Source organism: Chitinophaga sp. sic0106, from assembly GCF_019219075.1.
GTDB lineage: Bacteria > Bacteroidota > Bacteroidia > Chitinophagales > Chitinophagaceae > Chitinophaga.
Genome location: NZ_JAHUWJ010000006.1, coordinates 281,203 through 306,024 on the forward strand (window position 1 = coordinate 281,203; position 24,822 = coordinate 306,024).

The 24,822-nt window shown below is 46.9% G+C and carries 21 protein-coding genes and 1 tRNA gene; 10 read left to right on the top strand and 12 right to left on the bottom strand.

Going from position 1 to position 24,822, the window contains the following annotated elements; all coding sequences use genetic code 11:
- Position 1 precedes the first annotated feature (1 nt).
- The 3 genes from KW844_RS11640 to KW844_RS11650 all read right to left on the bottom strand — a co-directional run bounded on the left by KW844_RS11640 (position 2) and on the right by KW844_RS11650 (position 2,964).
- A complete protein-coding gene (locus tag KW844_RS11640; RefSeq protein WP_255578362.1) occupies positions 2 to 955 on the bottom strand; it encodes a cytochrome-c peroxidase in 954 nt (317 codons plus the stop codon).
- 91 nt (positions 956 to 1,046) lie between these two features.
- Positions 1,047 to 1,691: a YceI family protein gene (locus KW844_RS11645; RefSeq protein WP_218376901.1), complete on the bottom strand. Its 645-nt coding sequence runs from the start codon at positions 1,689 to 1,691 to the stop codon at positions 1,047 to 1,049.
- Between the two features lie 19 nt (positions 1,692 to 1,710).
- Positions 1,711 to 2,964: a peroxiredoxin gene (locus KW844_RS11650; RefSeq protein WP_218376902.1), complete on the bottom strand. Its 1,254-nt coding sequence runs from the start codon at positions 2,962 to 2,964 to the stop codon at positions 1,711 to 1,713.
- A 336-nt stretch (positions 2,965 to 3,300) separates the two neighbouring features.
- Here KW844_RS11650 and KW844_RS11655 point away from each other — a divergent pair, with 336 nt between their 5' ends.
- Positions 3,301 to 5,499, top strand: coding sequence for a radical SAM protein (locus KW844_RS11655; protein ID WP_218376903.1), 2,199 nt, complete (start codon positions 3,301 to 3,303; stop codon positions 5,497 to 5,499).
- 73 nt (positions 5,500 to 5,572) lie between these two features.
- Here the strand turns inward: KW844_RS11655 and KW844_RS11660 are convergent, their stop codons facing one another.
- Positions 5,573 to 6,226 carry a YdeI family protein gene (locus KW844_RS11660; protein WP_218376904.1) on the bottom strand — a complete coding sequence of 218 codons (654 nt, stop codon included), beginning with the start codon at positions 6,224 to 6,226 and terminating at the stop codon, positions 5,573 to 5,575.
- Positions 6,177 to 7,238 carry a DUF2314 domain-containing protein gene (locus KW844_RS11665; RefSeq protein ID WP_218376905.1) on the bottom strand — a complete coding sequence of 354 codons (1,062 nt, stop codon included), beginning with the start codon at positions 7,236 to 7,238 and terminating at the stop codon, positions 6,177 to 6,179. The genes KW844_RS11660 and KW844_RS11665 overlap by 50 nt, the downstream gene beginning before the upstream one ends.
- 242 nt (positions 7,239 to 7,480) lie before the next feature.
- Between KW844_RS11665 and KW844_RS11670 the strand changes: the two genes are divergently transcribed.
- Both KW844_RS11670 and KW844_RS11675 read left to right on the top strand, forming a co-directional pair.
- Positions 7,481 to 8,263 (top strand): ABC transporter ATP-binding protein, encoded by a 783-nt coding sequence (locus KW844_RS11670; RefSeq protein WP_218376906.1) that lies wholly within the window; start codon positions 7,481 to 7,483, stop codon positions 8,261 to 8,263.
- A gap of 10 nt (positions 8,264 to 8,273) precedes the next feature.
- Positions 8,274 to 9,023: an ABC transporter permease gene (locus tag KW844_RS11675; RefSeq protein WP_218376907.1), complete on the top strand. Its 750-nt coding sequence runs from the start codon at positions 8,274 to 8,276 to the stop codon at positions 9,021 to 9,023.
- A 130-nt stretch (positions 9,024 to 9,153) separates the two neighbouring features.
- Here KW844_RS11675 and KW844_RS11680 read toward each other — a convergent pair whose 3' ends face one another.
- Positions 9,154 to 10,641: an arylsulfatase gene (locus tag KW844_RS11680; RefSeq protein ID WP_255578364.1), complete on the bottom strand. Its 1,488-nt coding sequence runs from the start codon at positions 10,639 to 10,641 to the stop codon at positions 9,154 to 9,156.
- A 140-nt stretch (positions 10,642 to 10,781) separates the two neighbouring features.
- On the opposite strand from KW844_RS11680, the gene KW844_RS11685 reads away from it, so the two are divergent.
- The 4 genes from KW844_RS11685 to KW844_RS11700 all read left to right on the top strand — a co-directional run bounded on the left by KW844_RS11685 (position 10,782) and on the right by KW844_RS11700 (position 12,280).
- Positions 10,782 to 10,865: transfer RNA gene (locus KW844_RS11685), tRNA-Leu, on the top strand.
- Positions 10,866 to 11,027: 162 nt separating this feature from the next.
- Positions 11,028 to 11,234, top strand: a complete 207-nt coding sequence (locus tag KW844_RS11690) for a hypothetical protein (protein ID WP_218376908.1) — start codon at positions 11,028 to 11,030, stop codon at positions 11,232 to 11,234.
- Positions 11,235 to 11,346: 112 nt separating this feature from the next.
- Positions 11,347 to 11,691 (top strand): hypothetical protein, encoded by a 345-nt coding sequence (locus KW844_RS11695; RefSeq protein WP_218376909.1) that lies wholly within the window; start codon positions 11,347 to 11,349, stop codon positions 11,689 to 11,691.
- Between the two features lie 247 nt (positions 11,692 to 11,938).
- The gene (locus tag KW844_RS11700; protein ID WP_218376910.1) at positions 11,939 to 12,280 is read left to right on the top strand and encodes a hypothetical protein; all 342 of its coding nucleotides are present in this window, start codon (positions 11,939 to 11,941) and stop codon (positions 12,278 to 12,280) included.
- Positions 12,281 to 12,376: 96 nt separating this feature from the next.
- Here KW844_RS11700 and KW844_RS11705 read toward each other — a convergent pair whose 3' ends face one another.
- A complete protein-coding gene (locus KW844_RS11705; RefSeq protein WP_218376911.1) occupies positions 12,377 to 14,989 on the bottom strand; it encodes a c-type cytochrome in 2,613 nt (870 codons plus the stop codon).
- A 208-nt stretch (positions 14,990 to 15,197) separates the two neighbouring features.
- Here KW844_RS11705 and KW844_RS11710 point away from each other — a divergent pair, with 208 nt between their 5' ends.
- Entirely contained in the window at positions 15,198 to 17,942 is a 2,745-nt protein-coding gene (locus KW844_RS11710; RefSeq protein WP_218376912.1) for a glycoside hydrolase family 2 TIM barrel-domain containing protein, read from the top strand.
- Positions 17,943 to 18,312: 370 nt separating this feature from the next.
- Here KW844_RS11710 and KW844_RS11715 read toward each other — a convergent pair whose 3' ends face one another.
- The 5 genes from KW844_RS11715 to KW844_RS11735 form a co-directional block, all read right to left on the bottom strand.
- Positions 18,313 to 18,936, bottom strand: a complete 624-nt coding sequence (locus tag KW844_RS11715) for an RloB domain-containing protein (protein ID WP_218376913.1) — start codon at positions 18,934 to 18,936, stop codon at positions 18,313 to 18,315.
- A complete protein-coding gene (locus tag KW844_RS11720; RefSeq protein ID WP_218376914.1) occupies positions 18,920 to 20,251 on the bottom strand; it encodes an ATP/GTP-binding protein in 1,332 nt (443 codons plus the stop codon). The genes KW844_RS11715 and KW844_RS11720 overlap by 17 nt, the downstream gene beginning before the upstream one ends.
- A gap of 118 nt (positions 20,252 to 20,369) precedes the next feature.
- On the bottom strand, positions 20,370 to 21,407 hold the full coding sequence (locus tag KW844_RS11725; protein WP_255578365.1) for an alpha/beta fold hydrolase: 1,038 nt from the start codon (positions 21,405 to 21,407) through the stop codon (positions 20,370 to 20,372).
- A gap of 97 nt (positions 21,408 to 21,504) precedes the next feature.
- Positions 21,505 to 22,227 (bottom strand): metallophosphoesterase family protein, encoded by a 723-nt coding sequence (locus KW844_RS11730; protein WP_218376915.1) that lies wholly within the window; start codon positions 22,225 to 22,227, stop codon positions 21,505 to 21,507.
- Positions 22,228 to 22,332: 105 nt separating this feature from the next.
- Complete coding sequence (locus KW844_RS11735) at positions 22,333 to 23,037, bottom strand: hypothetical protein (protein WP_218376916.1); 705 nt, start codon at positions 23,035 to 23,037, stop codon at positions 22,333 to 22,335.
- A gap of 176 nt (positions 23,038 to 23,213) precedes the next feature.
- Here KW844_RS11735 and KW844_RS11740 point away from each other — a divergent pair, with 176 nt between their 5' ends.
- Positions 23,214 to 23,555 carry an alpha-L-fucosidase gene (locus KW844_RS11740; RefSeq protein ID WP_218376917.1) on the top strand — a complete coding sequence of 114 codons (342 nt, stop codon included), beginning with the start codon at positions 23,214 to 23,216 and terminating at the stop codon, positions 23,553 to 23,555.
- A 32-nt stretch (positions 23,556 to 23,587) separates the two neighbouring features.
- Positions 23,588 to 24,796 (top strand): alpha-L-fucosidase, encoded by a 1,209-nt coding sequence (locus KW844_RS11745; RefSeq protein ID WP_218376918.1) that lies wholly within the window; start codon positions 23,588 to 23,590, stop codon positions 24,794 to 24,796.
- Positions 24,797 to 24,822: the final 26 nt, after the last annotated feature.

The following is a 24,822-nucleotide window of genomic DNA, read 5'->3' on the forward strand; positions in this document are numbered from 1 at the left end:
TTTAATGGTTTACAAATCGGTCGTCTGTAAGCGATACTAAAAAAGCCTCGAGGTCGTCCAGCTCGCCGGGCGATAACTGCAAAGGCTTGTTGAGCGAGAGGTCGCGCTTAATGCTGTTGCGTAGAAAAGAATCCGGTTGGTTATAATAGTGCAAAACGTCCTTCAGGGTTTTAAACATGCCGTTATGCATGTAGGGAGCGGTAACGGCTACGTTGCGCAAACCTGGTACCTTAAACAGGCCGAGGTGGGCACTGTCGCGGGTGACTTCATATCTCCCCGGATCCAATAGCGTAGTACCGTTGAACAGCCCGATATTCTTAAACCGGTCGGCGGTAAAGTCCTCGCCGGAGTGACAATTATTGCAGTTTGCTTTACCGATAAACAGCATGCGCCCACGTTTGGCAGCGGTGGTGAGGGCGTTATCGTCCCCGTTGATGTAGCGGTCGTACGGACTGTTAGCTGTTTCCAATGTGCGTTCATAGGCAGCGATGGCCTGGAGGATGTTACGTGCATTTGCACTATCATTAAATACCTGCCGGAATAGCAGGCGGTAACTTTCGGTGTGATTGAGCCGCTGCACTGCTTCCGCGATGGGCAGGCCCATTTCATCCGGGGAGATAATCGGCTGGAGGGCCTGATCTTCCAGGGTGGCGGCGCGGCCATCCCAGAAAAAGTTGGGTCGTCCGGATACATTGGTAATGCCAGGTGTATTTCTACGTGTAGGCGTTCCATTTATACCCCTGCTGAAAGCAAGGGTATCTGCAAAGCCAAACTGCGGCAGGTGGCAGGAGGCGCAGGAGAGGGTCTGGTCTTTGGAAAGCAGCTTTTCGAAGAAGAGCTTTTCACCCAGCACCGCTTTGGTGGGAGGGCCACCTGGTTTAATCCGGAAGCCTTCCGCAGCAAAGTACAGGCATAGCAATGCCATAAAAATGAAAATCATTTTTGTGTGGTTCATACCGGCGGAAAAGATTTTAGGGCGCTGTAAATGGTGGGCTGTAAATGGGGTGGTGGGATATCGTCCGGCCCTGGGCCGGACGATATAATTGTTATTTGGTAGTGGCTACTAATTCAACAGCCAGGTTAAAATCATCATAGATCGCTTTGTCACCAATGCCTTCGAAGAAGGATTTAGAGCCATACTTAATATTGTATTTCGTACGATCTACAGTAATGTCAGCCTTTGCAGTCAGTTTATTACCTGCCACTGCTACGGTTGCAGGGAAGGTGATCGGGTTGGTAATACCTTTGATGGTAAGGTTACCGGTTACGTCGTAAGCGCCATTGCCTTTAGCTTTGATGCTGGTGATGGCGAAATCCGCTTTAGGGAATTTTTCTACACCGAAGAAATCGTCTGCTTTCAGGTGCCCTACCAGCTTCGCGTTTCCGCCGGCATCTTTGATGTCGGTAACGGCGATGCTGCGGGTGTCCAGGGAAAAGTTACCACCTTTCAGTGCGTTGTTTTCCACTACCAGCGCACCGGATGCGATGTTGATGGTACCTGTATGTTCGCCGGTAACTTTCTTACCTACCCAGGTAAGTTTGCTCTGTGCTGCATCTACTGTATAGGTAGCGGCTTTCACCACTTTAGTAGTGGTAGCTTTCGCTTTTTTATCTCCGTTTTTAACAGGGGCAACGAAGGACATCAGCACGATAGAACCGCCGATAAATAATAATGATGCTAATTTTTGCATGTATATGTGTGGTTTAGAATTATTTTTCTGCGATTAGTGCGTCCAGATCGGCATTCCATCTGGCTACATAATCTTTATAATACTGGCCGGTAACTTCACCGGTATAACCCGTATGTATTTGTCTTACCACGCCTTTCCTGTCTATAATAATAGTTGTAGGAAATGCCATCATACGGTTGAGCGCCGGAAGCTTTTCTGACGCCACTTTCTTATCAGCAATGCCACCAAAAAGAATATCATATTGAATGTTGTATTTCTCTTTTAATTTACCCAGCGTGTAGCGGGCATATTCCAGGTCGTCTTTTTGTTCAAAACCAATAGCAATGGCTTCTACGCCGCGGTCTTTGTTTTCATTATACCAGGGCGAAAGGAAGGAGGTTTGGTCAGTACAGTTGGGACACCAGGTGCCGATGATTTCTACAATGACAACTTTGCCTTTGTATTTTTCATCGGAAAGAGAAACGTTATTCCCGTTTAAGTCTGGCAAGGTAAAGTCCAGTTGCGAATAGCCTTCCTTCAGATAAGTCAGCTTATAGGGATCAGGTAACTCGGCAGCAGGATTTTTTTCGCCATCAAATTTAATGTTGTTATAGATGCCGAGCGACAGTTCGCCTGTCAACGTTTTGTCATCATTCACTTTTCCCTTGATATAGATAGGGCTGGGGCCTGTAAAGCCGGAGAGTTCGAACTCATCGCCGTGGATGGTGCCTTCTAGCTCACGGCTGTCGCCCACTACAGACATGATAACCCCGGTCAGCTTGTTGCCGTCCTGGCGGAGCAGGCCTATACGATCCGGTGTCGGCTCTTTGGAATAAATTTTCAGTTCCCACTTACCGTCAATATTGAATTTGGGTGCTTCTTCGGTGCCATTGGGTGCAAAGCGGTACGACTGCCCGTATTCTGCGGTAAACGGGAGGGCGTTGCCCCTGAAATTAGGCACCAGGCTACGGTATTCGCCTGTGATGCGGCCATCGGATTCAATTTTGGCTACCAGTGCTGCATCGTAGGTGTTCATCTTGATGAATAAAGAATCATCCCCGATGCGCTGTACATGGAAGTCGTCGCGACGCGTACCATTCAACAGTGTAAACACTGCATGCCCGGCATCTTTGCCGGTGAGCTGAAAGTTAAATGGTACCTGCGATTCGCTTAAGGTAAATACCCCGCGCCATACGCCTTCCCTGATAAAAGGTTTGGCTGGCGTTGCATGCGTGCTGCCCCAGAAGCCCGCAGCAAACAGGGCTGATAGAAATACTTGCTTATAAGATTTCATGGCTGATATGAGTTTAGGATGAAGAATGAAACGGTTACGGATACACGCTTTCAATCCCGGTGGGAAGAATTGAGGCACATGAAGATGGTGGTGTTGGTGGTGGAGATAAGATGCTGATTTAACATCGGGATGCCTGATACATCATAAAGGTGTGCTTTTGTAAAGATTATGGTGGTGATAGCAAAGATAGGAGGGGGGAAAATAATTTCCAAATAAAAGTCTATAAAATTTGTGGACTAATAATCTGGCATCTCTTAAACCCTTCTCTGTAAGCCTGTTACCTTCGATTTTTAATCCGCCCATGATGTTGTACCTTTGCGGTTTAAAACACCTGGTTTGAGTAAGACAGTCTATTTAATTACACCTCCGTTTACGCAGCTGAACACACCTTATCCGGCAACGGCCTACCTGAAAGGATTTCTGAACACGAAAGGGATCACTTCATTTCAGTCGGACCTGGGGATAGAGGTGACGCTGGCATTATTTTCAAAAGCGGGGTTAACGCATTTGTTTGCTCATATCGCCAACCAGGCTGCTGCGGTGTCGGAGAATTCCGCCCGTATCATTGCACTGCAGGAGGATTATATCAATACTGTGGATGCGGTGATTGCTTTTCTGCAAGGTAAAAATCCTACCATCGCCCACCTGATCGTAAAAAGGGACTACTTGCCGGAAGCGAGCCGCTTTGCGCAGCTGGACGACCTCGCCTGGGCCTTTGGCTCCATGGGCAACCAGGATAAGGCCAAACACCTGGCCACCATGTACCTGGAAGACTTGTCGGACCTGATCATGGAGTGCGTGGACAGTCACTTCGGCTTCAGCCGTTATGCGGAGAAACTGAGTCGCTCCGCCAACAGCTTCGACGAACTGCACCAGGCCTTACAGCAGCCATTTACCTATGTAGATGAGTTGTTAATCGCCTTGCTTAAAGCGCGGATGGCGACTGTACAGCCCGAGCTGGTTTGCATCTCCGTACCCTTCCCGGGTAATTTATATGCCGCTTTCCGCTGCGGACAATGGATCAAACAAAACTACCCTTCCGTGAAAATAGCGATGGGCGGCGGTTTTCCTAATACTGAACTGCGCTCACTCTCTGATACACGGGTATTTGATTATATAGATTTTATTACGCTGGATGACGGAGAGGCCCCGGTAGAAAACCTGATCAGGTTTGTACAGGGCAGTATTGCAGAAGCGGAACTGAAACGTACTTTCCTGCTGAAAGACGGTGTGGTGACGTATATCAACAACGCCTCGTGTCATGACTATAAGCAGAGTCAGGTAGGAACGCCCGACTATGGCGATTTCCCGCTGGACGACTATATCTCCGCCATTGAGGTGGTGAACCCCATGCATAGTTTGTGGAGTGATGGCCGCTGGAACAAGCTGACCATGGCCCATGGCTGCTATTGGGGTAAATGTACTTTCTGTGATATTTCGCTGGATTATATAAAGATATATGAGCCCATTGCGGCATCAATGCTGTGTGACCGCATGGAAACCATCATTGCACAAACGGGGCAGACCGGTTTCCACTTTGTGGATGAAGCGGCCCCTCCCGCGTTGATGCGTGCGCTGGCACTGGAAATTATTAAGCGAAAGCTCAATGTTAGCTGGTGGACGAATATCCGCTTTGAAAAGAGCTTTACCCGCGACCTCTGCCTGCTCCTGAAAGCTTCCGGCTGTATTGCAGTAAGCGGTGGGCTGGAAGTGGCTTCTGACCGCCTGCTGGGGCTGATACAGAAAGGTATCACGGTGGCGCAGGTGGCCCGTGTAAACAGGCACTTCAGCGAAGCAGGCATCATGGTACATGCTTACCTGATGTATGGCTTCCCTACGCAAACAGCGCAGGAGACGATTGACTCGCTTGAAATGGTGCGACAGATGTTTGCTGCCGGTATATTGCAGTCGGCCTACTGGCATCAGTTTACGATGACCGCCCACAGCCCTGTAGGTATGGACCCTGCCAAATTCAATGTACAAAAGGAATCAGAACAAACCGGCACCTTTGCCAATAACGATATTATGCACCTGGACCCCACTGGTGCCGACCATGAAAGCTTCAGCTATGGCTTGAAGAAGTCGCTCCTGAACTTCATGCATGGCGCCTGTCTTGATTATCCGCTGAACAAATGGTTTGAGTTCAAGGTGCCTAAAACGAGTGTGTCGCCGGATTTCATAACAAACGCGCTCTTCGAGGAAGAAGCGGGTACCATCAAGCCTACTTCTAAAGTGGTGTTTTTGGGCAAGCAGCCGGCTTTTGAGGTGGTTACCAAATCCAAGAAGGGTAGCACCTGGGAAATGGCTTCCCTGACGTTTCAGGGCAAAAGGGAGCCGTTTAACATCAAGGTAGATCCGCCGCAGGGTAGCTGGCTGGCAGGGATGTTACGGGAGCTCGATATTAAGAATGTAAAGACGTTTACGTTGCAGGAGGTGAAGGAAAGTTATGAGGCGGCCGGGCTGGATGATTTTGAGTTATTCTGGGATAATAAGCCGGTGAATACTTTGCATAAGATTGGGTTATTGAAATTATAGAACTTCTTTTATCCCCCGAACCGAAGGTTCGGGAGATAAAAGCGGTAGCGAGACCGAAGGTTTCGTTACCGCTTTATTTTTTTAGATATTTCCAATTACGTATTTTTCCTTCCGCCATCCACTCCACCGCTGTGCCAATGCGGCTTTGCCGGGTTGCCGCTGTTTTGGCTTCTTCGATCCAGCTTACATATTCTTTCTTGTTAGAGTAGCTGAATGCCTCGTATGTTTTCCCCGCAGCTTTATTTTTTTTGAGTGCTGCCATCAAATCATCGGGTGTGGTGATCTCCTTCTTTTCCTTGCTGACAGGCTTTTTCGGCAGTTTCACTCCTTCGTCGATAAGTTTAGCGGCCTGTTTCAGGTACTTTTTCAGGATCTTATCGGAGGGCAGGTCCTTCAATGTTTCAATTTTACCGAGGTGTCCCATGCCCGATTCACCCACTTCTGAGAGGATGTTATCCGGATCTTCCATGACGCTGGCTTTCCAGAGGATCACCGCGCAGTGTTTCTTGAAAGCGGCCATGCTGAATAGTATGGCGCCGTTGTATTCAAAATGCGGAAATCCCCATTTGATGGTTTCGCCTATTTCCGGAAATTGATCGTGTACCAGTTCACGCAGATGCGTGAGGATTGGTTTGGCAAAATCTGCTGCTTTTTCGATATAAGCGTCTATCCTCTCGTCAGTCTTTTTTTCTGTTTTTGAGGAAGAGCGGGAAGTTGTAGTCTTCATAAAATTTGATGTGGTCACCTGTCAGATCAATGATAGGCCCTTTATCGTTTTTCGGCCTTGGATAGAGTTGTACATCGGTCATGTTGCTGAGTACTTTCCATCCATCTTTTGTTTCCTGCACGTTGATCAGGTGCATGGTTTTGAATTTCGGATTATAGTAGGTTCTTATTTCTGTTATTTCCCACACATTCATCGGGCATTCGCGGCGATAAGGGAAGGCGCGTTTAGCATCGTAGAAGGAGGTAGTTTCAGGCAGCAGGTTAAACCGCATGAACATGTCTTCCAGTCGCTGTTCCAGCAATTCCACCATGTCTTCCGTAATGGGTTTAGGCACGCTTGGATGTGTGCTGGTACCTAGCAAATATAGGGATTCGCGGTAGAAGTCTTTACAATAGTGGATTTTATCCGGATCTCTTTCGTCGATGGCATCGCCGAGCAGGAGCAGGGCGCCCTCTGGCGTGCTGAGGTCGTGTTTGTAGTGATCGTGGCCGTCATCTATCTGGAAGGGGAGATGATCGTATACGGTGCGGCGGTCCCAGCGATCAAGATTTTTTATACCTAGGCGAATGGAGTAGCCACCGAGCATAAATCCGTCTTCCACCATCATCCAGTCGATGATGGCTTCTTCCGGCAGTGTAATTTTTTTGCCGGGTCGGGATCTTCTCGCGCTTGTTTTATTGGCTATGATGCCGGTAACCTTTCCTTCTTTTATTTCGGGAGATGATAACCATGGCTCGGCGGTGTGGTGATCGGTTTTAATACGAACACGTACGGCAAAGCTGTGCTGCTCTTCCCGTGGCGTTTGCAGCGCGGACTTAAAATAATGAATCGTGTTCAAGGCTTTATAGGCCAGGTCTGTATAGTTTTCTTCTGTAAGCGGCGGTGTGGGAAATCCGTCAGTGACTTCATGCCAGGGCTGCTCGATGGGATTCACCGGGCGACTGAGAAAAAACTGTACGAACTCACGGTAAAAGTTCCGAAGTCTGTATTTGATTGGGGTAAATAACGCCATTATATTAATGATTTACAGATACTATTATTAAAAAATGTGATTTTTGAGGGTTGTTGTGTTTTTTATATATACGACAAGGAACGTCGCCCGGACTTCCGGATATATATAAAAGTAAGCTTTTTCTTTTTTACCGGTAAATGTGATGGTTTAACCGACAGTCTGCCCGGCATTCACCTTTTTGGGGATAGAAGGTAAACGGTGAGTGCCTACATTTGTAACGCAATCAAAACGATTTCCCTACAATGATTACAACTGATGCGTCATTAATCCTGGATGTGAATCAGATTAGTGTTTACTACGGGCAGTTTCAGGCGGTGAAAGATGTTTCTTTCAATGTAAGGCCGGGTGAAATATTTGGTTTGCTGGGGCCTAACGGCGCCGGTAAAACCAGTACCCTCAGTGCCATAGAGGGCTTGCTGAAGCCCCATTCCGGCTCTATTACGGTGGCAGGTTATGATATAGTGAAAGAGCCCCTCCAGGCGAAAGCAAACATGGGGGTGCAGTTACAGTCTACCAGTTACCAACCTGAACTAACGATAACGGATATATTACGTTTGTTCGCGGGAATTTACGGGGTGAAGTTAACATCTCCCGAAATAACAAAAATGCTGGAAGACATACAGCTGCAGGATGCTGTGGGAAAGAAATTCGGACAGTTGTCGGGCGGGCAGCAGCAACGTGTGTCCCTGTTGATTTCTACGATTCACAACCCGGTGCTGGTAATGCTGGATGAGCCAACTACGGGGCTGGACCCGCAATCGCGCCGGCAGCTGTGGGAGCGTATAGAAGCTATTCGTGAGCAGGGACATGCTGTATTGCTGACCACTCATTCGATGGAGGAAGCAGAGGCGGTATGTGACCGGATTGCGATTATTGACCATGGCCGCATTATTGCCATTGATACACCGGAAAGGCTGATAAATCTGCATCGGGAAGATCCTGAGGTCATCAGCGTTTCGCGCAAAGGAAAAATCACACTGGAAGATGTGTTCATTGGCTTAACCGGACGTGCTGTACGTTCATAATACTATATAAATGGCTATCCAAATACCTGCAACAAAAGAAGTGCTGGCCGCCCTGATGAGGGCTGATTTTACCACGGTGTGGCGTAATCGCCGCTCGCTGCGACTAGTGCTGGCAGTGCCTTTGATCATATTGATTTCCTGGAAGGGATTGGTAAATCACCTGGGTGGATTTGTGGTGTTGTCGTCGGTACTTACGATCGGGCTAACCAGTATTGGTTTGATGGGCTACACTAACTCTATTGCCCGCGACCGCGACAAGGGCGTGTTTCAGCGCCTTCGGGTGGCGCCCGTATCTACCTGGACAATTATGTTTTCCCGTATATCCGTGCAGGTGGTTTTGATTGCTGTGATGACGCTGCTAGTGTTTACCATAGGCTACGCTGTAGACGGCATTCATATTTCAGCGCTGGGATACCTCACCGGTTTTGTGATGACGCTGCTGGCAGGCTGCCTTTACCTGGGGCTGGGTCAGCTGATAACCGGGCTGATAAAGAATCCTGAGACGGTGAACAGTACTACCCGGTTGGTATACTTTGCTTTTATCATGGTGGGTATGTTTGGTCAGTTTGGGGTGCTGGGAACGGTGTTAAAGGGTTTTGTGACCTGGTCGCCATACGGGGTGGTTCAAAAGGCCTTGGCAGGAAGTTTGCAACCATTATCCTGGACGATGGATCATTCATTGGCGCTGCTTGGCATAGTGGCTTACACGGTGATTTTTGTGGGGTTGGGCGTGAAGTATTTCAAGTGGGATAATAAATAGGAAAGACGCTTTATTCATAATATAGTCCGCAGGAGTTTGATCTTCCTGCGGACTTTTTTCGTTCTTTTATCCTGAATAGTATTGTCCTGCCATCGGCGGAACACATCCCAACGAATGCCGAAGGCATTCGTTAGTCTTTTTTATTATCGATAAACTCCCATTCGCTGATATGTGCATTGCGGTGTTCTTTCGCAACAATTGCATCAAAATGTGGCAACATGTCCTTATGTTGACTGGCAACGTCCTGCTGCTCTCCAGGATCAGTGGCCAGGTTGTACAGTTGCCATGTAGCATTTTTATTTTTCTTCATACCTGTTTTGATTGCTTTCCAGTCACCCTTTCTGATGGCTACTGCGCCGCCTTTTTCAGGATATTCGAAATAGAGGTATTCCCTTTGTTGTACGGCGCGCGTGTTACCGGTGAGTGCAGGCAGGAGGCTGATACCATCGTTGGCAGGGGCTTTGGTGTCGGCTATGGCAGCCAGTGTGGCCATGATATCATATTGCACTGACAGCACATCTGATGCAGTGTTTACCGGAATTTTGCCGGGCCATCTGGCGATGAGTGGTTCCCGGATGCCGCCTTCGTAGAGGTCCATTTTTAGTCCGCGGAGGTTACCTACGCTGTTGAAATACGCCGGATCAACGCCGCCATTGAAGGTGGTGCCGTTATCGCTGGAGAACATAATAATCGTATTATCATCCAGGCCTAGTTTTTTCACGAGGTCCATTACGATGCCTACTTGGGTATCGAGGTAGGTGATCATGGCCGCGTAGGTGGACTTAGGATATTTCACCGGATTGTAGCCTTGCTGACCGAGGTAAGGTTGTTCATCGAACTGGCCTATATATTTTCGTACAGCCGAATCCGGTACCTGCAAGGATACATGCGGAATGGTGTAGGGGAGGTAGAGGAAAAAGGGGTTGCTGCGGTTGGCGTTGATGAACTGTGCTGCTTTCTTTGTCATTTCATCTACCGCATAGTCTTTTCCTTTAAAAAGGTTGAAGATGCTGTCGGTTGCCTGTTCAGCGGTGATTTGCTTATGTACAAAAACGTAGTCGTTATTGAGTTTATCTGCCTTGCCGTTTTCCCAGAGGTGGGTAGGGTAGTAGTTGTGTGCCTGTTTCTGATCGAGGTAGCCGTAGAAGTAATCGAATCCCTGTTTATTGGGGTTGCCGGTGGTGGTTTGCATGCCGAGTCCCCATTTACCGATGGCTGCGGTTTTGTAGCCGGCTTGCTGCAGCATATGTCCGATGGTGATGGTGCCTTCTGGCAGCGGCATTTGCCCGCCCTCCTTAGCGTCTTCAAATCCCCCCATTTCGTAGTTGCCCCGTATATAGCTATGGCCGCCGTGGCGGCCGGTGAGCAGCATACATCTGGCGGGGGCGCATACAGGGGTGGAGGTATAGAATTTATTAAATCGTACCCCTTCACGTGCCAGCTGATCGAGTCGCGGTGTTTTAATTTTCTGCTGGCCATACGGTCCGGTTTCACCGATGCCGAGATCATCTGCGTAAATAAAAATGATATTTGGTTTTCGTTGCTTTTCTTGCTGGGCCTGTGTTTGAGTGCCGGCAGCAGCTAACAGCAGCAACAGTGTGCTGGTTTTCATGTTCATGTTCCGTGGTATTTAAGCTTTGAAAATACATTGATTCACAGATACCTGCACAATTTATTTTATGCAACCGTTTGCGAAATATTTTTGGAATATTGGATGCGGTGATTATCTTTGCAGCCCTGAAACACAATATCAGTGATGCCCAGATGGCGAAATTGGTAGACGCACTGTGTTCAGGTCGCAGCGCTCGCAAGGGTGTGCTGGTTCGAATCCAGTTCTGGGCACGTAAGAGGCTTGTAAATCGTTGATTTGCAGGCCTTTTTTCTTTTGTGGAGTGTCAATAGATCACTCTTTTTTCCACTCTTTTTGACACTCAAACGACACGCAGAATGACACATAGTTTTTGATGGAAAACAAAATTGTATCTTTAATTACAAAGGTAAATCATGAAAGACTTTAAATTTGATAGAACTGCATTTAAAATCCAAACATTTGAGGAGGCAGATGCAGCTAACATATTTGGCAAGGAGGTTTCTTATGCTGAGCGTTTACGTCAAGCATATTATTTAATTTCTCAAGCATATGGATTTTCCATGTCTGAACAACCCAGACTTGATAGAACCTATTTTATTATTAAGAAACTTGGCAATTAATGGCGGTTATTTTTAATGATGATTTCAGGGACTTTATTCAGGCATTGAACAACCATAACGTAGAATATTTATTGGTGTAATTCTCCACGGATACAGGCGAGTAACAGGTGATATGGATGTTTGGGTAAATAGAACAAAAGGGAATTATTTTAAATTGACTAAAGCATTTATGGAATTCGGCCTCCCTCTTTTTGATATGAGTGAAACAAGATTTCTAAATGCTTCAGATAATGATGTTTTTTCATTTGGCAGACCCCCGGTGAGTATTGACATTATCACAAATTTGAAAGGCGTCGATTTTAATGATGCATATCCAAAGGCACAAACATTTCATGAAGAAGGATTAGTAATAAGATTTTTACATCTGAACAATCTTATTGAAGCTAAAAAGGCAGCGGGTAGACATAAGGATTTAGATGATATAGAGAAGCTAACTTCTGGGACAGAAAATAATTAGGAAAAGGTTGATAGACAACAGGCTTATCAGAAGCGAGATATTGTCTAGACATGTAGAGGGCTAAAAAAGCACGAACATTCAAGAGGGATTTTGTGCCATATTTCGGGTGATGTACACCAGCTCAACTGTAGAATACTATTGAGCTGGTGTGCCGTATTCACTTATAGATCATTTTGATTTGCAAGTTTTTTTCTTTTATTGTGATTTTTTTGGCTAGGATGCCCTAATGGAAATTGGGGAATTATTTATGACTAATCACTATACCATGGTTCAAAAGATTTTACCGTCTTTATTCATTCTCGCCTTTGGATTCTTTGGCTGCGGTCCCAAAGAGGATCCCATGAAGAATCCACGCAACAGAAAAGCCCTTTATATGGTTCAGGACGAGGCTAAGGTTACTGATGCGAAGTTTATTGATAATATTTTATATGTTAAAGTTATTGATGATGGTACCAGGCGTGATGGATATGCTCAGTATCTTTGTCTCTTATTAAGAGAGTATCGATCTACAATTCATCAGGTAAAAGTAGTCAATAGTGGCCCAGGGAGTTTTGAGGAGGCAAGCGCATTGGGCCAGGCTACGTGGTAATTATCGGTGCCTTGAAACTAATTCTTAAACTGGGTAAGTCTTAAAAATCGGGGTTTTGCTCCATTTTTAAGACTTACCCAGTTTAGGAATTAACGCTTATTTTTTCTGCTGCGACAAATATGTCACCAGCGAAGCAAATTCATCATACGACAATGCATTGGCCAGCCCGGTAGGCATCATAGAAGTTTTCATTTCCTTGCGACTCATGATATCACTGGATTTCACGGTAGTTACCGTTCCGCTGATATCTCTCAGTACTACTCTGGCTGCTGTTTCCTCTGTAACAAAGCCCTGGTAATACTTATTACCCTTCGCGGTGATCATTACAGTAGCAAAGCCTTGAGAAATAGAGGCATTGGGTTTCAGAATAGATTCTGCAATCTGCTCTCTGTTCATGATAGACCCGATTTGTCCCATGAACGGCCCTTTCATCAGTTCTCCCTTATTGATACTATGGCAGGCAATACAACCTTGTGTAGTAAACAATGCTTTCCCTTTGGTGGGGTCACCTTTTAATTTATTTACGGCCAGCAGAACATCTTCAATAGACGACTTCCCTACCTGCCCTTTTTTACTTTTAATTTTTTCCAGGTCAACTTTCGGTTCCTTTGACACAGCCGCCACCGCAGTTTTAGCAGGGGCAAACGCAGGGATATCCAGCCTGTTGCGGGCATCCAGGTCTCTGAAATACGCCAGTCCTGCAGGCCCTTTCTTCAGCGACACCGACTTGAGGAATTTTTCAATAGCAGGAGATGATTCCCATTTCACAGCTTTATAGTACGGGCCATGTGAATCAGGACGTGTACCCCACCACCAGGAAGCGTCATAGACGTCTTCTTTTTTGTAGAGTCGCGCCAATGTAACAATGATCTGTTGCTTTTGCTGCTCCGTTTTTGCGACCTGGTAAGCACTGATAAGACCATTCACTGCTTTAGGTTCGTGCATATAACGCAACGCCCATAACGCCAGGCTTCCATTCTTACTATTGATAGCAGCTACTACTGAATCTGTAGCATGGAGTGCAAGCAATGCCCTCACAGCCAGGTGGGGCAGTACGATTGCCGAATTGGGCGTAGCATGTGGTCCTTCTGCTACTTTCACAGGCGCTTTGAAAGAGGCCGGTACTTTGGTTTCCAGCAATGCGCCAGCGGTTTCGGTGCGTTCCAGGCGTCCCAGTCCAACTATAGCCGCTGCCTGCACCCGTGGTGACGGATCTTTTAACCCTGCCAGGAATGGGGCAGCGGGAACATCTTTCACCCATGCCTTTCTGTCTGCCAGTGCACGTAGTGCATGCTCTTTTACATCGGCATCATTGGTCAGTGTAACCAAAGCAGGGATAGCTGCTTCGCCGGCAGCCTGTGCGTAAGTATAGATGCCGGCTACACGTGCATACAACGGCAATTGCGCATCCATAGCTACTGCCAGGGCAGCGTCACTTGCCTGTTTATCAGCTCGTGCAATCAGCTCCTGTGATGCGCTTAATCGGGCAACAGCGCTCGCAGATTTTAATAAGCCGGCTAATTCGGTTATACCTGATTTAGTAACATCTGGAAACGCCTGATATGTCCAGTCTGCTGGAACGGCGCGAACAATATAACCCTTATCAGGACTGCCGGAATAGCCAGCGCCATCCCATGCCGATAAATATAATCTTCCGGAACCATCCACGTCGAGGTCCGTGATTTGCGGGAGTTCTATGAATTCTTCATCTTTCTGGGTAAAGGTGGCGCCATCAGGCGTCACCCGATGGATATATAACATACTGCGTCCCCAATCGGCCATCATAGGAACGTTGTTGAATTTAGCGGGCCAGTCGGGCTCTGCCATATACAGTGCGCCAGTGCCGGAACCGCCGCCAAGGTCTGCCAGCGCTGGGATGATTTCATCCGTAAAATGCTGAAACAGTACCGGGTAGCCATATTCACCCGACTGAAGGTGATGCGAAAAACGCACATTCCATCCACCACCATCATTGGTATTCTCTCTTGTAAACACGTTCATGTACGGATCAATGGCTACATCATATACATTTCGTGTCCCGTGGGTGTAGACTTCCAGTTCCGTACCATTGGGGCGTACACGAATAATGCCGCCGCCCAGCATCGTCAGCTTTTTGCCCGAGCGGTCCGTTGCATTATGAAACCCGAAGTCACCAACAGCGATGTAGATCCAGCCGTCAATACCCATACGGATACCATTGGTGGCATGATCTGTACCACGCTCCTGAATGTATTTGGTATTGCTTAGGTTTTCAACAAGGGGCTTAGGCGGGCCATCCGCCTTTCCGTCTCCGTCTTTATCTTCGAACAGCACCAGCGCCATCCCTGTTGCTTTCTTTGTTTCCGGCGAAAAAGTAGTATGGAGCACAAAAACCTGGTTGCCCTGCACCAGTATGCCACGGGGATTATCGACTGTAGCAAATTCAATATGCTGGTCTATTTTACCATCGTTATCCTTATCAATGAGTTTGAGGATGCGCCCCTTGCCGGGGTCTTTTCCAAGAGAGCCAATCATATCTACCCCCACAAATACCTCACCGGTAGGTGCCACAGCCAGACATGCCGGACTGGGTGTTACATCGGGGCCTGCAAACCTTGAAACGGTTAATTCAGGAGGATAGGGTGAAGCCGCCGGTGTGCTTCCCATGAACATTTTAGCACCTAACAGGATTGCTGCGGAACAAGCCAGGCCAAAAGAAACTTTCATCATATTCATTCACTGTGTTAATAAGATAGTATTAAGTACTGCCTGTAAGAGGCGGGGTAATATAGAAAAATTACGCAGCAAGGGTAGAAAATATGTGGGGAATGGCAATTGAAAAATATCGACTTCATAAGTAGGAGACTTCTATAGAAACTAATAATTAAAAACTCCTCACTTCTTTTTAAATTTTTAGCTTGATTTTAAAATTCCACTTATGTCAGCAAGACTTCTTCTGCTGTTTACAGGCATGCTCTGCCTGCAGGCAGCGTTCGCTCAGGAAACCCAATACAAATACCTTTCAGGTACGGATAAAGACCATACAGTTAACTGGGACTTTTATTGCTCAGCCGGGCGACAACAAGGCAAGTGGACCACTATTCCTGTTCCTTCCAACTGGGAACAGCAGGGGTTTGGGAGTTATAACTATGGCCACGATAAAGTAAAGGCTGATGAGCAGGGTTTATACCGCTATAAGTTTACCGCTCCCGAGAACTGGCGGGAGAGGCAGGTGAATATTGTTTTCGATGGGGTGATGACGGATGCAGAAGTGAAGATCAACGGAAAACCTGCCGGGCCTGTACATCAGGGTGGCTTTTACCGGTTCCGTTATGACATCAGTAAACTGCTGCATAATGGCAGTAACCTGTTGGAAGTGAAAGTAGCCAAAATGTCCGCAAATATCAGTGTCAACAAGGCGGAACGCAGCGGCGACTTCTGGGTATTGGGCGGCATTTATCGCCCGGTGTTCCTGGAGGTGAAGCCATTGGTACATATAGATCGCGTGGCTATTACTGCCGATGCCAATGGCCAGTTTACCCTTCACGCCTATACGAATATACTGTCCAAAGGTTATACGATCAGCTCGAAGGTGCAGACGATGGAAGGAAAGGTATTGAAGGAAGCAGTTACCTTACCTTCGAATAACGCCGGCGTCTATACGTTGCAGCAATCTTTTGATCATCCCGCAACGTGGAGTGCTGAAACTCCCAATCGTTACCAGGCTGTCGTGGAAATCAAAAAGAACGATCAAACCATTCATCGTATCATACAGCCTTTTGGCTTCCGTACTATTGAAATAAGGCAACGGGATGGGATATACGTAAATGGTGTAAAAGTTATTTTGAAAGGCGTTAACCGCCACAGCGCCTGGCCTGAAAGCGGTCGTACCCTGAGTAAGGAGATCAGCATTCAGGATGTAAATCTGATGAAAGATATGAACATGAACGCGGTGAGAATGTCACACTACCCACCGGATGTGCATTTTCTGGAAGTCTGCGACTCACTGGGCTTGTTTGTGTTGGATGAGTTGACCGGTTGGCAAGCGGCTTATGACACAGTAGTCGGACATCGATTGGTGAAGGAACTGGTAGAGCGGGACGTAAATCATCCGTCGGTTATTGCGTGGGATAATGGCAACGAGGGTGGGTTTAACCGGGCATTGGATGCCGACTATGCTATTCACGATCCTCAACAACGCCCCGTGTTGCATCCCTGGGAAAGGTACAATGGTGTGGATACGAAGCATTATCCCAATTACAACTATCTCGTGAATGCAAGTTTGTATGACCAGGATATTTATTTGCCCACTGAATTTATGCATGGGCTGTACGACGGTGGTATGGGAGCAGGCCTGGCAGATTTTTGGGATCGCATGTTGCAGCACCCCAGAGGGGCCGGTGGTTTCCTGTGGGCATTTGCAGATGAAGGCTTGGTAAGAACTGACAAGAGCGACACGATTGACACAGACGGTAATCATGCACCGGACGGGATACTGGGCCCGCATCGTGAAAAAGAGGGGAGTTTTTATTCGATCCGTCAAATCTGGTCACCTGTGCATATCACGCTGCCTTTTATTCCAAGGAATTTTGATGGACGTATTCCTATAGAAAACCGTTACGACTATACGACACTGGCCCAGTGCCGCTTCAGGTGGCAACTGCTGCGGTTCACATCTCCCGAAAAAAATCAAAAGGCAGATACGATTGCTTCCGGTGCAATTAGTGCACCGGAGCTGGCACCTCATGAAAAAGGATGGCTTTCTCTACAGTTGCCAACGGGCTGGCAGCAAGCAGATGCCTTGTTGGTAACTGCCTGGGATAATTTCGGCCGAGAAATCATTACCCGCAGCTGGGCGCTTCAATTGCCGGGGAGTAAGATGCCTCAGGCTTCCGAAGTAAATGGCAAGGTGAATGTGGCGACTGCAAATGACACCCTCGCTGTGGACAATGGTAAAGCCACTTATTATTTTAGTCGCACCACCGGACTATTACTACAAATCCGAACGCCCAAAGGGAAAATATCACTAAGCGGAGGCCCTGTGCTGGCAGGCGTTTCACAGCAGTTGAAAGAATTTAAATCAGGTGAGGACTCCAGCGGATATTTTGTGTCGGCAAGATATGAAGGCAATGGGTTTTTGCAGGTGAACTGGAGTTTCCGGCCAGGTACGCCGGCAAAATTAGACTATAGCTACAGTTTTAAAGGAGAAATGCCATTCGCTGGTATCACCTTCCAATATCCGGAGCAGTTAGTAACCGGACTTTCCTGGGAAGGAGAGGGGCCTTACCGGGTATGGAAAAACCGGTTACAGGGAAATTTGTTTGGAAGCTGGTACAAAGCCTATAATAATACTATAACGGGTGAAAGCTGGGTATATCCTGAGTTCAAAGGATATCACGCCAATGTGTACCAGGCCACTTTCCATACTACCGAGCAACCCATTACTTTTTATACCGGTAACGCAGGTACGTTTTTACAGGTATTCAAGCCGCAGCCTCCCAAAGGAGCTGCCAATAATAATACTAATCCGGCATTTCCGGAAGGTGATATAGGTTTCCTGAACAGTATTTCGCCCATTGGGACTAAGTTTCAGGATGCAGGACAAATGGGACCGGAGAGTCAGGGGAATGTAATGTTGAATTATACGCCGGTGAAGGGGACGTTGTGGGTGGAGGTGCCTTAAGGAGTGTTGAGCGGGGTAGTGTCCTATTGCTTCTTAAGCGAGAGAAGGAGGGTACTGCCCATTAAGTAGCGCATGCAACCGACATTTGACTGTAGGGGTTATATTGTAATACTGACTGAATCACGTTTTAAAGATTGGTTGCTGCTGTCGCTTATTATTAAGGTTAGTGCACTATCTCCTGTGAGATCATAACTTTCCAATTTGTTATAAAATGTTAATTCTTGAGTATGACATATTTGCCGTCAGAATAGGTTTTCTTAATTTGGATAACATCTTCAGATGTAGCCCCTGTTGCCACATAGTCAACGTCAATTTTAAATTTATTGTTTTTGGAGTTGATTTGTGCCATGTTTTTGCGCTCGTCCCTCCTTTATCCCACATTTAAACCTAAAATTTCGAAGAGCCTATACAACTCAGCAATTCCTTTATGTGGTTTTTGAGGGTCATAATTACCCCGTTTGCGTGCAAAGATCATTGCATCAGAGAGGTAAGGTCGAAGCCGCTCATATATATTAGGATTGCTGCGGATAAAGTATTTCTCGCTTTTTGCATATTCTTTTAATAGATCGTGTTTTCTTAATTCCGCTATAACGCTCGCGCAGTCAGGATAGTATTTTCCGGTGTCTTTCACGTGTTGAAGAAACCAGTATTCAAGGGAAGGGGTGTTTACTAAAATGTGAACGCGTGCTGCTAGTGACTTGCTTGTTGCAATTTCAGCTATGTATTTATTAAAGATGTGTTCCTGTTTCCCCAGGATGATGACATCCAGATCTACAATCCAAATATAAACATCGTAAACCTGTGCGTTATATTTTACAATTTCAAATTGCTCCGCTAAAGTCCTTCTGCTGGGAAGGTCTGGTTTGATGGAAATGCCAACTGGATTTTCAAGCGTTCTCATCTTGTCTAAGTACCACTTTTCGGTTTCGCCATCCACCAGTATAGCATATGTTTTTCGTCCAGGACCCTTTCTGTTATTACTTGTTCTTGCCATGGGATAAATCAATATAATAATCACTCAAGGAAGGCACCGCGCCCAATTTCCCAGATTTATAAGCATTAAAAACAGATGAGGTATCTCTCACTACTGAACTGTCAAAATCACTTAGCGAATACAGATCGATACACCCATCCGGTTTTTTTTCGGTGAACCAAATGACATCATCCCGGAGCATGTCTCTTTCCATCAGGAGTTCCCGGTAATGAGTAGTTGTTATCAATTGCGATCTGCTGGAATTGACCAGGAACAGGAGTAAGAAGTGCTTAACGAGATCAGGATGTAGGGAGGATTCCAATTCGTCAATAATGAAAATTTTAGTTTCGGTTAACATTTCGTGCAGTAGCCCACTGAACTGGAAATATCGCTTTGTGCCCTGGGATTCATCTGCGTAAGGAAGGCCGTATTGTATGTAATCGTTTCCCTGTTTAACGGAATGCTCAAAGTGAATATCGATGCCGTCTATTGTATCAATATCTTTAAGGTCAACACCCTTGCCTTTCTTTTTTTGATGCTCGTTAATGAGTATCAATAATTCTTTCAATTCATTGCCGATACTAGCATCCTTCTTTTCAACAAGAATATCCGTGATGCCAAAATCAGCCTTTTGCATAAACGACAGAATATTTCTTTTACTGGCGGTATTATTGTTCAATCGTCTACTAATGCTATCAAACAAATCCGTTTTTGGGGTGATGAGTTGGCTTAATACATCAATAAACCAGTCGGTAACTTCTCTCAGTTCAACAGAATCAATATTTGTTTTCAGAAAGCCGCTCAAAACAGTTGCATTCCAAAGCGTATTTGTGACCAGGCTATCTTCTTCAGCTTTCTTTAACTTTATTTTACTGCCAAATTTGATGTGCGTTAATTGCTTAACCTCATCTGTACTTCTTGCAAATACTAATGCCTTTTTCGGTGTGAAATAGAACAGCTTTTCAGCAATTACCTGCTCTTTGATTACACTTAGTTCGTAAAGGTATCGATGACCAGTACAGACAAAATTTAGCTCAAAAATTGTTGGAGCATTCCGTGATTCCTGGTCAAACAAGAACGGTTCAAAATCCAACTGTTCCTGCTTAAGTACCCTGGGAGTTATCGCTAATTGACGTAGGAAATCTAATCCCTCCAATAAGGTTGTTTTACCCGACCCATTTGCCCCGTACAGCATCCCTAGCTTGAGCAACTTTATGCCTTTTGCTGGCTCTGTTATATAGTATTTTTCAAGGCGATTTGAGTTTTCGGGCTCGAAACTGAGTGTTACCTTGTCCTTAAGACATTTGTAATTCTGTATGGAAAAGTTAATTATCATCAGTTTTCCTGCTTATTTATGTAAGTGTCTTACAAAAATAAGCAATAAACTTAAAAAATAAACGATAATAACTATATAAAGCCAGCCAGGTGTCATCCCGGCTGGCCCATCCCCCAAACTATTCCCCCATCTTATCCGCTTCCACAACCGCGTCCGCAAACTGCTGCGGCGCCTCCTGTGGTAAATTATGACCTATGCCCCCCGTCAGCTCTTTGTGCAAATACTTGCCGGTGAACTTATTCGCATAAGCACTTGCCGGCGGATGTGGCGCGCCATTGGCATCGCCTTCCAGCGTGATCGTAGGTATGGTGATGTTAGGTGCCTTTGCCAGTTTGGCTTCCAGCGCATCGTACTTTGCCTCGCCAGTGGCCAGGCCCAGTCGCCAGCGGTAATTGTGGATCACGATGGCTACATGATCCTGGTTGTGGAATGCCGCACTGCTGCGACTAAACGTAGCCTCGTCAAACTGCCATTGCGGGGATGCCAGCTTCCAGATCAGCTTCGCAAATTCATCGGTGTTTTTCGTGTAGCCGGCCTTACCACGATCGGTAGCAAAATAGAACTGGTACCACCATTGTAGTTCCGCTGCCGGCGGCAGCGGCGCAGCGCCCGACTGCTGGTTGCCTATCAGGTAGCCACTCACCGATACCAGCGCTTTGGTGCGTTCCGGCCACAGCGCAGCAATAATGTCTGCTGTTCTGGCACCCCAGTCGCAGCCACCCAAAATGGCTTTCTTAACATGTAAGGCATCCATGAAAGCGATAATGTCTGCTGCCACTACCGACTGCTGCCCGTTTCGCATCGTTTTGTCCGATAAAAAACGCGTACTGCCATAACCACGCAGGTACGGTACCAGCACCCGGTAACCTTTGGCTACCAGCAAAGGGGTTACTTTTTCGTAGGTGTGAATATCATACGGCCATCCATGCAACAGGATCACCACCGGTCCATTGGCCGGTCCCTGGTCAATATAACCTACGTTCAATACGCCCGCGTCAATTTGTTTGACAGGACCAAAGGCATCGGCCGACTGTGCCGACACCACCGCGGGACTTGTTAATCCTAAAATGCCTACACTCATGGCAATGATTGATTTTTTCCATCGGGCCATACCACTGCGGCCACCGTTGCGGAGTTGATTCGACTTGTGTTTCATAATTGATAGTTTTCACAATGGACTTGCTCGCCCGTTCATAAAAGGATACAGGCCTGTGGAGGAAAATGTTCGATTGCAGGAATAGGGGGTTAGTTCTTTAGTTTCGGCCCCTTTCTCCGGGGTATAGTTGCATCACCGGCACTGTTTGTACCACTTCTTTCGTAATTACATCAATGGCACTCAGCTTGCCATAAAAGCCGGCACCAGTGTCTATATTCCACATATTACAAGCATGCATGGGCACATAGGAATCGTAATTGAGCGTAGGGGTATGGCCAACATATACTTCATGAAATAGCTGTAGCTTTTTGGGTAAATACGCGGCTGCTCCGCCATCCATGGCGCGTGCCAGCTCCCATAAGGTGCGATCCTTCGTCAGCACGCCCGGGTCTTCCTCATACACAGGTCCGTTTACGGCGGTAAAACCACCATGGACATACAAACGGTTGGCGGCATCAATATGAAAATATTTCATGTTCCGGAAAAATTCAAGGTGCGCCAGTTTTTGCCGGCCAGAGTAACCGGCATAACTCCGGATCGTAGAATAACCGTGACCGGTAAGCCAGCGGGGATTCAGCGGCTGGCCCGTTAACCACGACTCGCAATGTACATCATGATTGCCCTTGATAAATGTACAAGGCAGCTCATCGTTGAGGGCCATCAGCAGGTCAATTACCTGCGCGGATTCCGACCAGCCGTCCACATAGTCGCCCAGGAATATGAGCTGGTCATTTGGGGCTGGTCGTAGTTTTTCCAGTAGTTGAATCAAAGCCTTTAGCCCGCCGTGAATATCTCCAATCGCAATAATTCTGTTCGCCATGACGATGTATTATCACATTAATTTATGGAGATTTTATGACATGCCGGTGCAAAATAAAAGGGTTACAGGCGCCGCCTGTAACCCTCGAAAAAATTATTGAAGGTGTTATTGTCTGGTCCATTCCTCATGAATAGGGGCTCCCTGTGAGCTCTTACCACTATGATCCCATTTGTTGCCACTTACAGCGCCTTTAAACTGCAAGCTGGCGCCGACGCGACTATGATCCCTGGAAAAGTATTCTAACTGCTCCGTATACACGCCGTTTTCGAAAGTATAGGTACCACCGCCGCTGCCAAAAAACTGACCGGTAGCGGTGTTGATAGCCACCCATTGAAATTTGCTGCCAGTCAGGATCTTGATGGTTTTGCGGTCGCCCGGCTTCATCGCATTCATGGTACCGTTAGCCTCCCGGCCGGTAATCTGCCAGAGGCCGGCCAGCTCGCCATTGCCATGATCGATGCGGGTCCAGCTGGTTTTACGGTCTCCGATAACAGTAACAAACTGGTCACCATCAAAGGTAACCCCAGCCTCTACTTTTTTGCCAACCTGGGTGCTGTCGGCCGTATTAAACTCAATGGCCAACTCACCTGCCTCATTGCCGGTTCCCTGCCAGGTGCCGCCAAGAGTGGATTTAAAACCTTGTGCATTGTAGTGAGTGATAGAAAAATAAGTAGGTGTAACAAGTAAAATACTGGTTTCGCCTGCGTTCGTTGCGCCCCAGGCGCCAATCACAGGCGATTGGGCCTTAGCGGAAAACATACAGGCTACCGTGAGGCCTACGGCCAGGCATAAGTTAAACAGTGTCTTCATATTTTGGTGGATTTATCTTAAAGTTATAGTGTATGCCGCGCAATTGCTAGTAATTTCCGGATTAATTTTTTTGATGAGTGGTAGTCAATTATTTAGTATTACTACACAAAAGGATATATTTTTGAAACTCGCAGTAAGTGAACAATGAAAATAACTGCGCCTATAAATTACAGATCATGCGTAGCACACTATTCCTATTTTTCGCGTTATGGACGCAGCTTTCCTTTGCCCAGCAAAAAGACCTCAGCTGGCAGGAACTCCGCAACCAGTATCAGTTCCCGACATGGTACACCGAAGCACGGTTCGGGATATGGGTACACTGGGGAGCTCAGGCACAGCCCGATAGCGGCGGCGGCTGGTATGCCCGCCACATGTACATGGCCAATGTTGGCGATGAACAGTGGGGGAAGAATGCCTACCAATATCAGCTGAATCATTACGGACATCCGTCAGAAGCAGGCTTTAAAGAAGTGATCCACGCCTGGAAGGCCGATAAGCTGGATACAGATGCCTCCTGAAATATTTTAAATCCATCGGTGCTAAATATTTTGTGGCACTGGCTAACCACCACGATCATTTCGACAACTTCGCTTCTACCTACCATCCCTGGAACTCCGTGAATGTAGGCCCTAAGAAAGACCTGATCGGTATGTTCAGCAAGTCCGCCAAAAAAATAGGTATGCCCTTCGGCGTTAGTTCCCACGATGATCGCTATCTCAGCTGGTGGCTACCCGCATTTGGCGCAGATTCCGCCGGTCCTAAACGCGGCGTGCCATACGATGGTAACCTCACTAAAGCTGACGGTAAAGGTAAATGGTGGGAGGGACTTGATCCTGCCGATCTTTACGGCCTGCCTCCCGCCAAACGTACGCCTGAATGGATCGAAAGCGTAAAGAAAACGTGGGTGAAACGCCACGTAGAGTTGGTGGAAAAATATGATGTAGACATGCTCTGGTTCGATGGATACGGCTTTCCATACGGCAACTACGGTAAGGAAATGTGTACCGAATTCTATAACTATAAATTGAAAAAGAACGGAAAGATAAACGCCGTTATCGCAGGCAAATTTCACGGTAAGGAGTCCAGCATAGCCGAAGATATTGAAAGGGGAGGAGCTACCGAAATCCTCGATTATCCATGGCAAGGCACGCTGACCTTCAGCGACTGGTTTCATAAAACGGAACGGCCGCTGCGACATAATGCCCGCACCGTCATTGAATCACTCACAGACATTATCAGCAAAAACGGTAACCTGCTCCTAAACGTGGAACTCTATCCTGACGGGCGTATCCCTGCAGATCAAAAGCTGATCCTCGATTCCATTGGCCGCTGGATAAACCGCAATGCAGAAGCGATTTATGCTACTAAAGCCTGGAAAATTTATGGCGATAATATCGGTGGCCATAAAGAAGAAAAGAATATGGATAATGCCGACCTGGAAGCCGCTAAAAAACAAAAAAGCCATGACTTTAATGAGCGCACTATCGCCAGTGCGGCCTATCCTCACGACGAAGTGCGGTTTACCACCAAAGGCAATACCCTTTATGTTTTTGTGTTAAACCCCGGTGCAGGTAAAGTGGAACTAAACACCCTTGCTGCTGGCTCGAAATATGGCGTAAAAAAGATCAACGCCATTCAATTGTTAGGTAGTAAACAGCGGGTGCAGTATACGCAGGATGAGAAAAGCCTGACGCTAAATATTCCCGAAGCTAATACCATGGCGCATACACTGGTGTTTAAAATAACAGGTGCCCTGTAATCAGTTCACCATGAAACGGTGGTGTA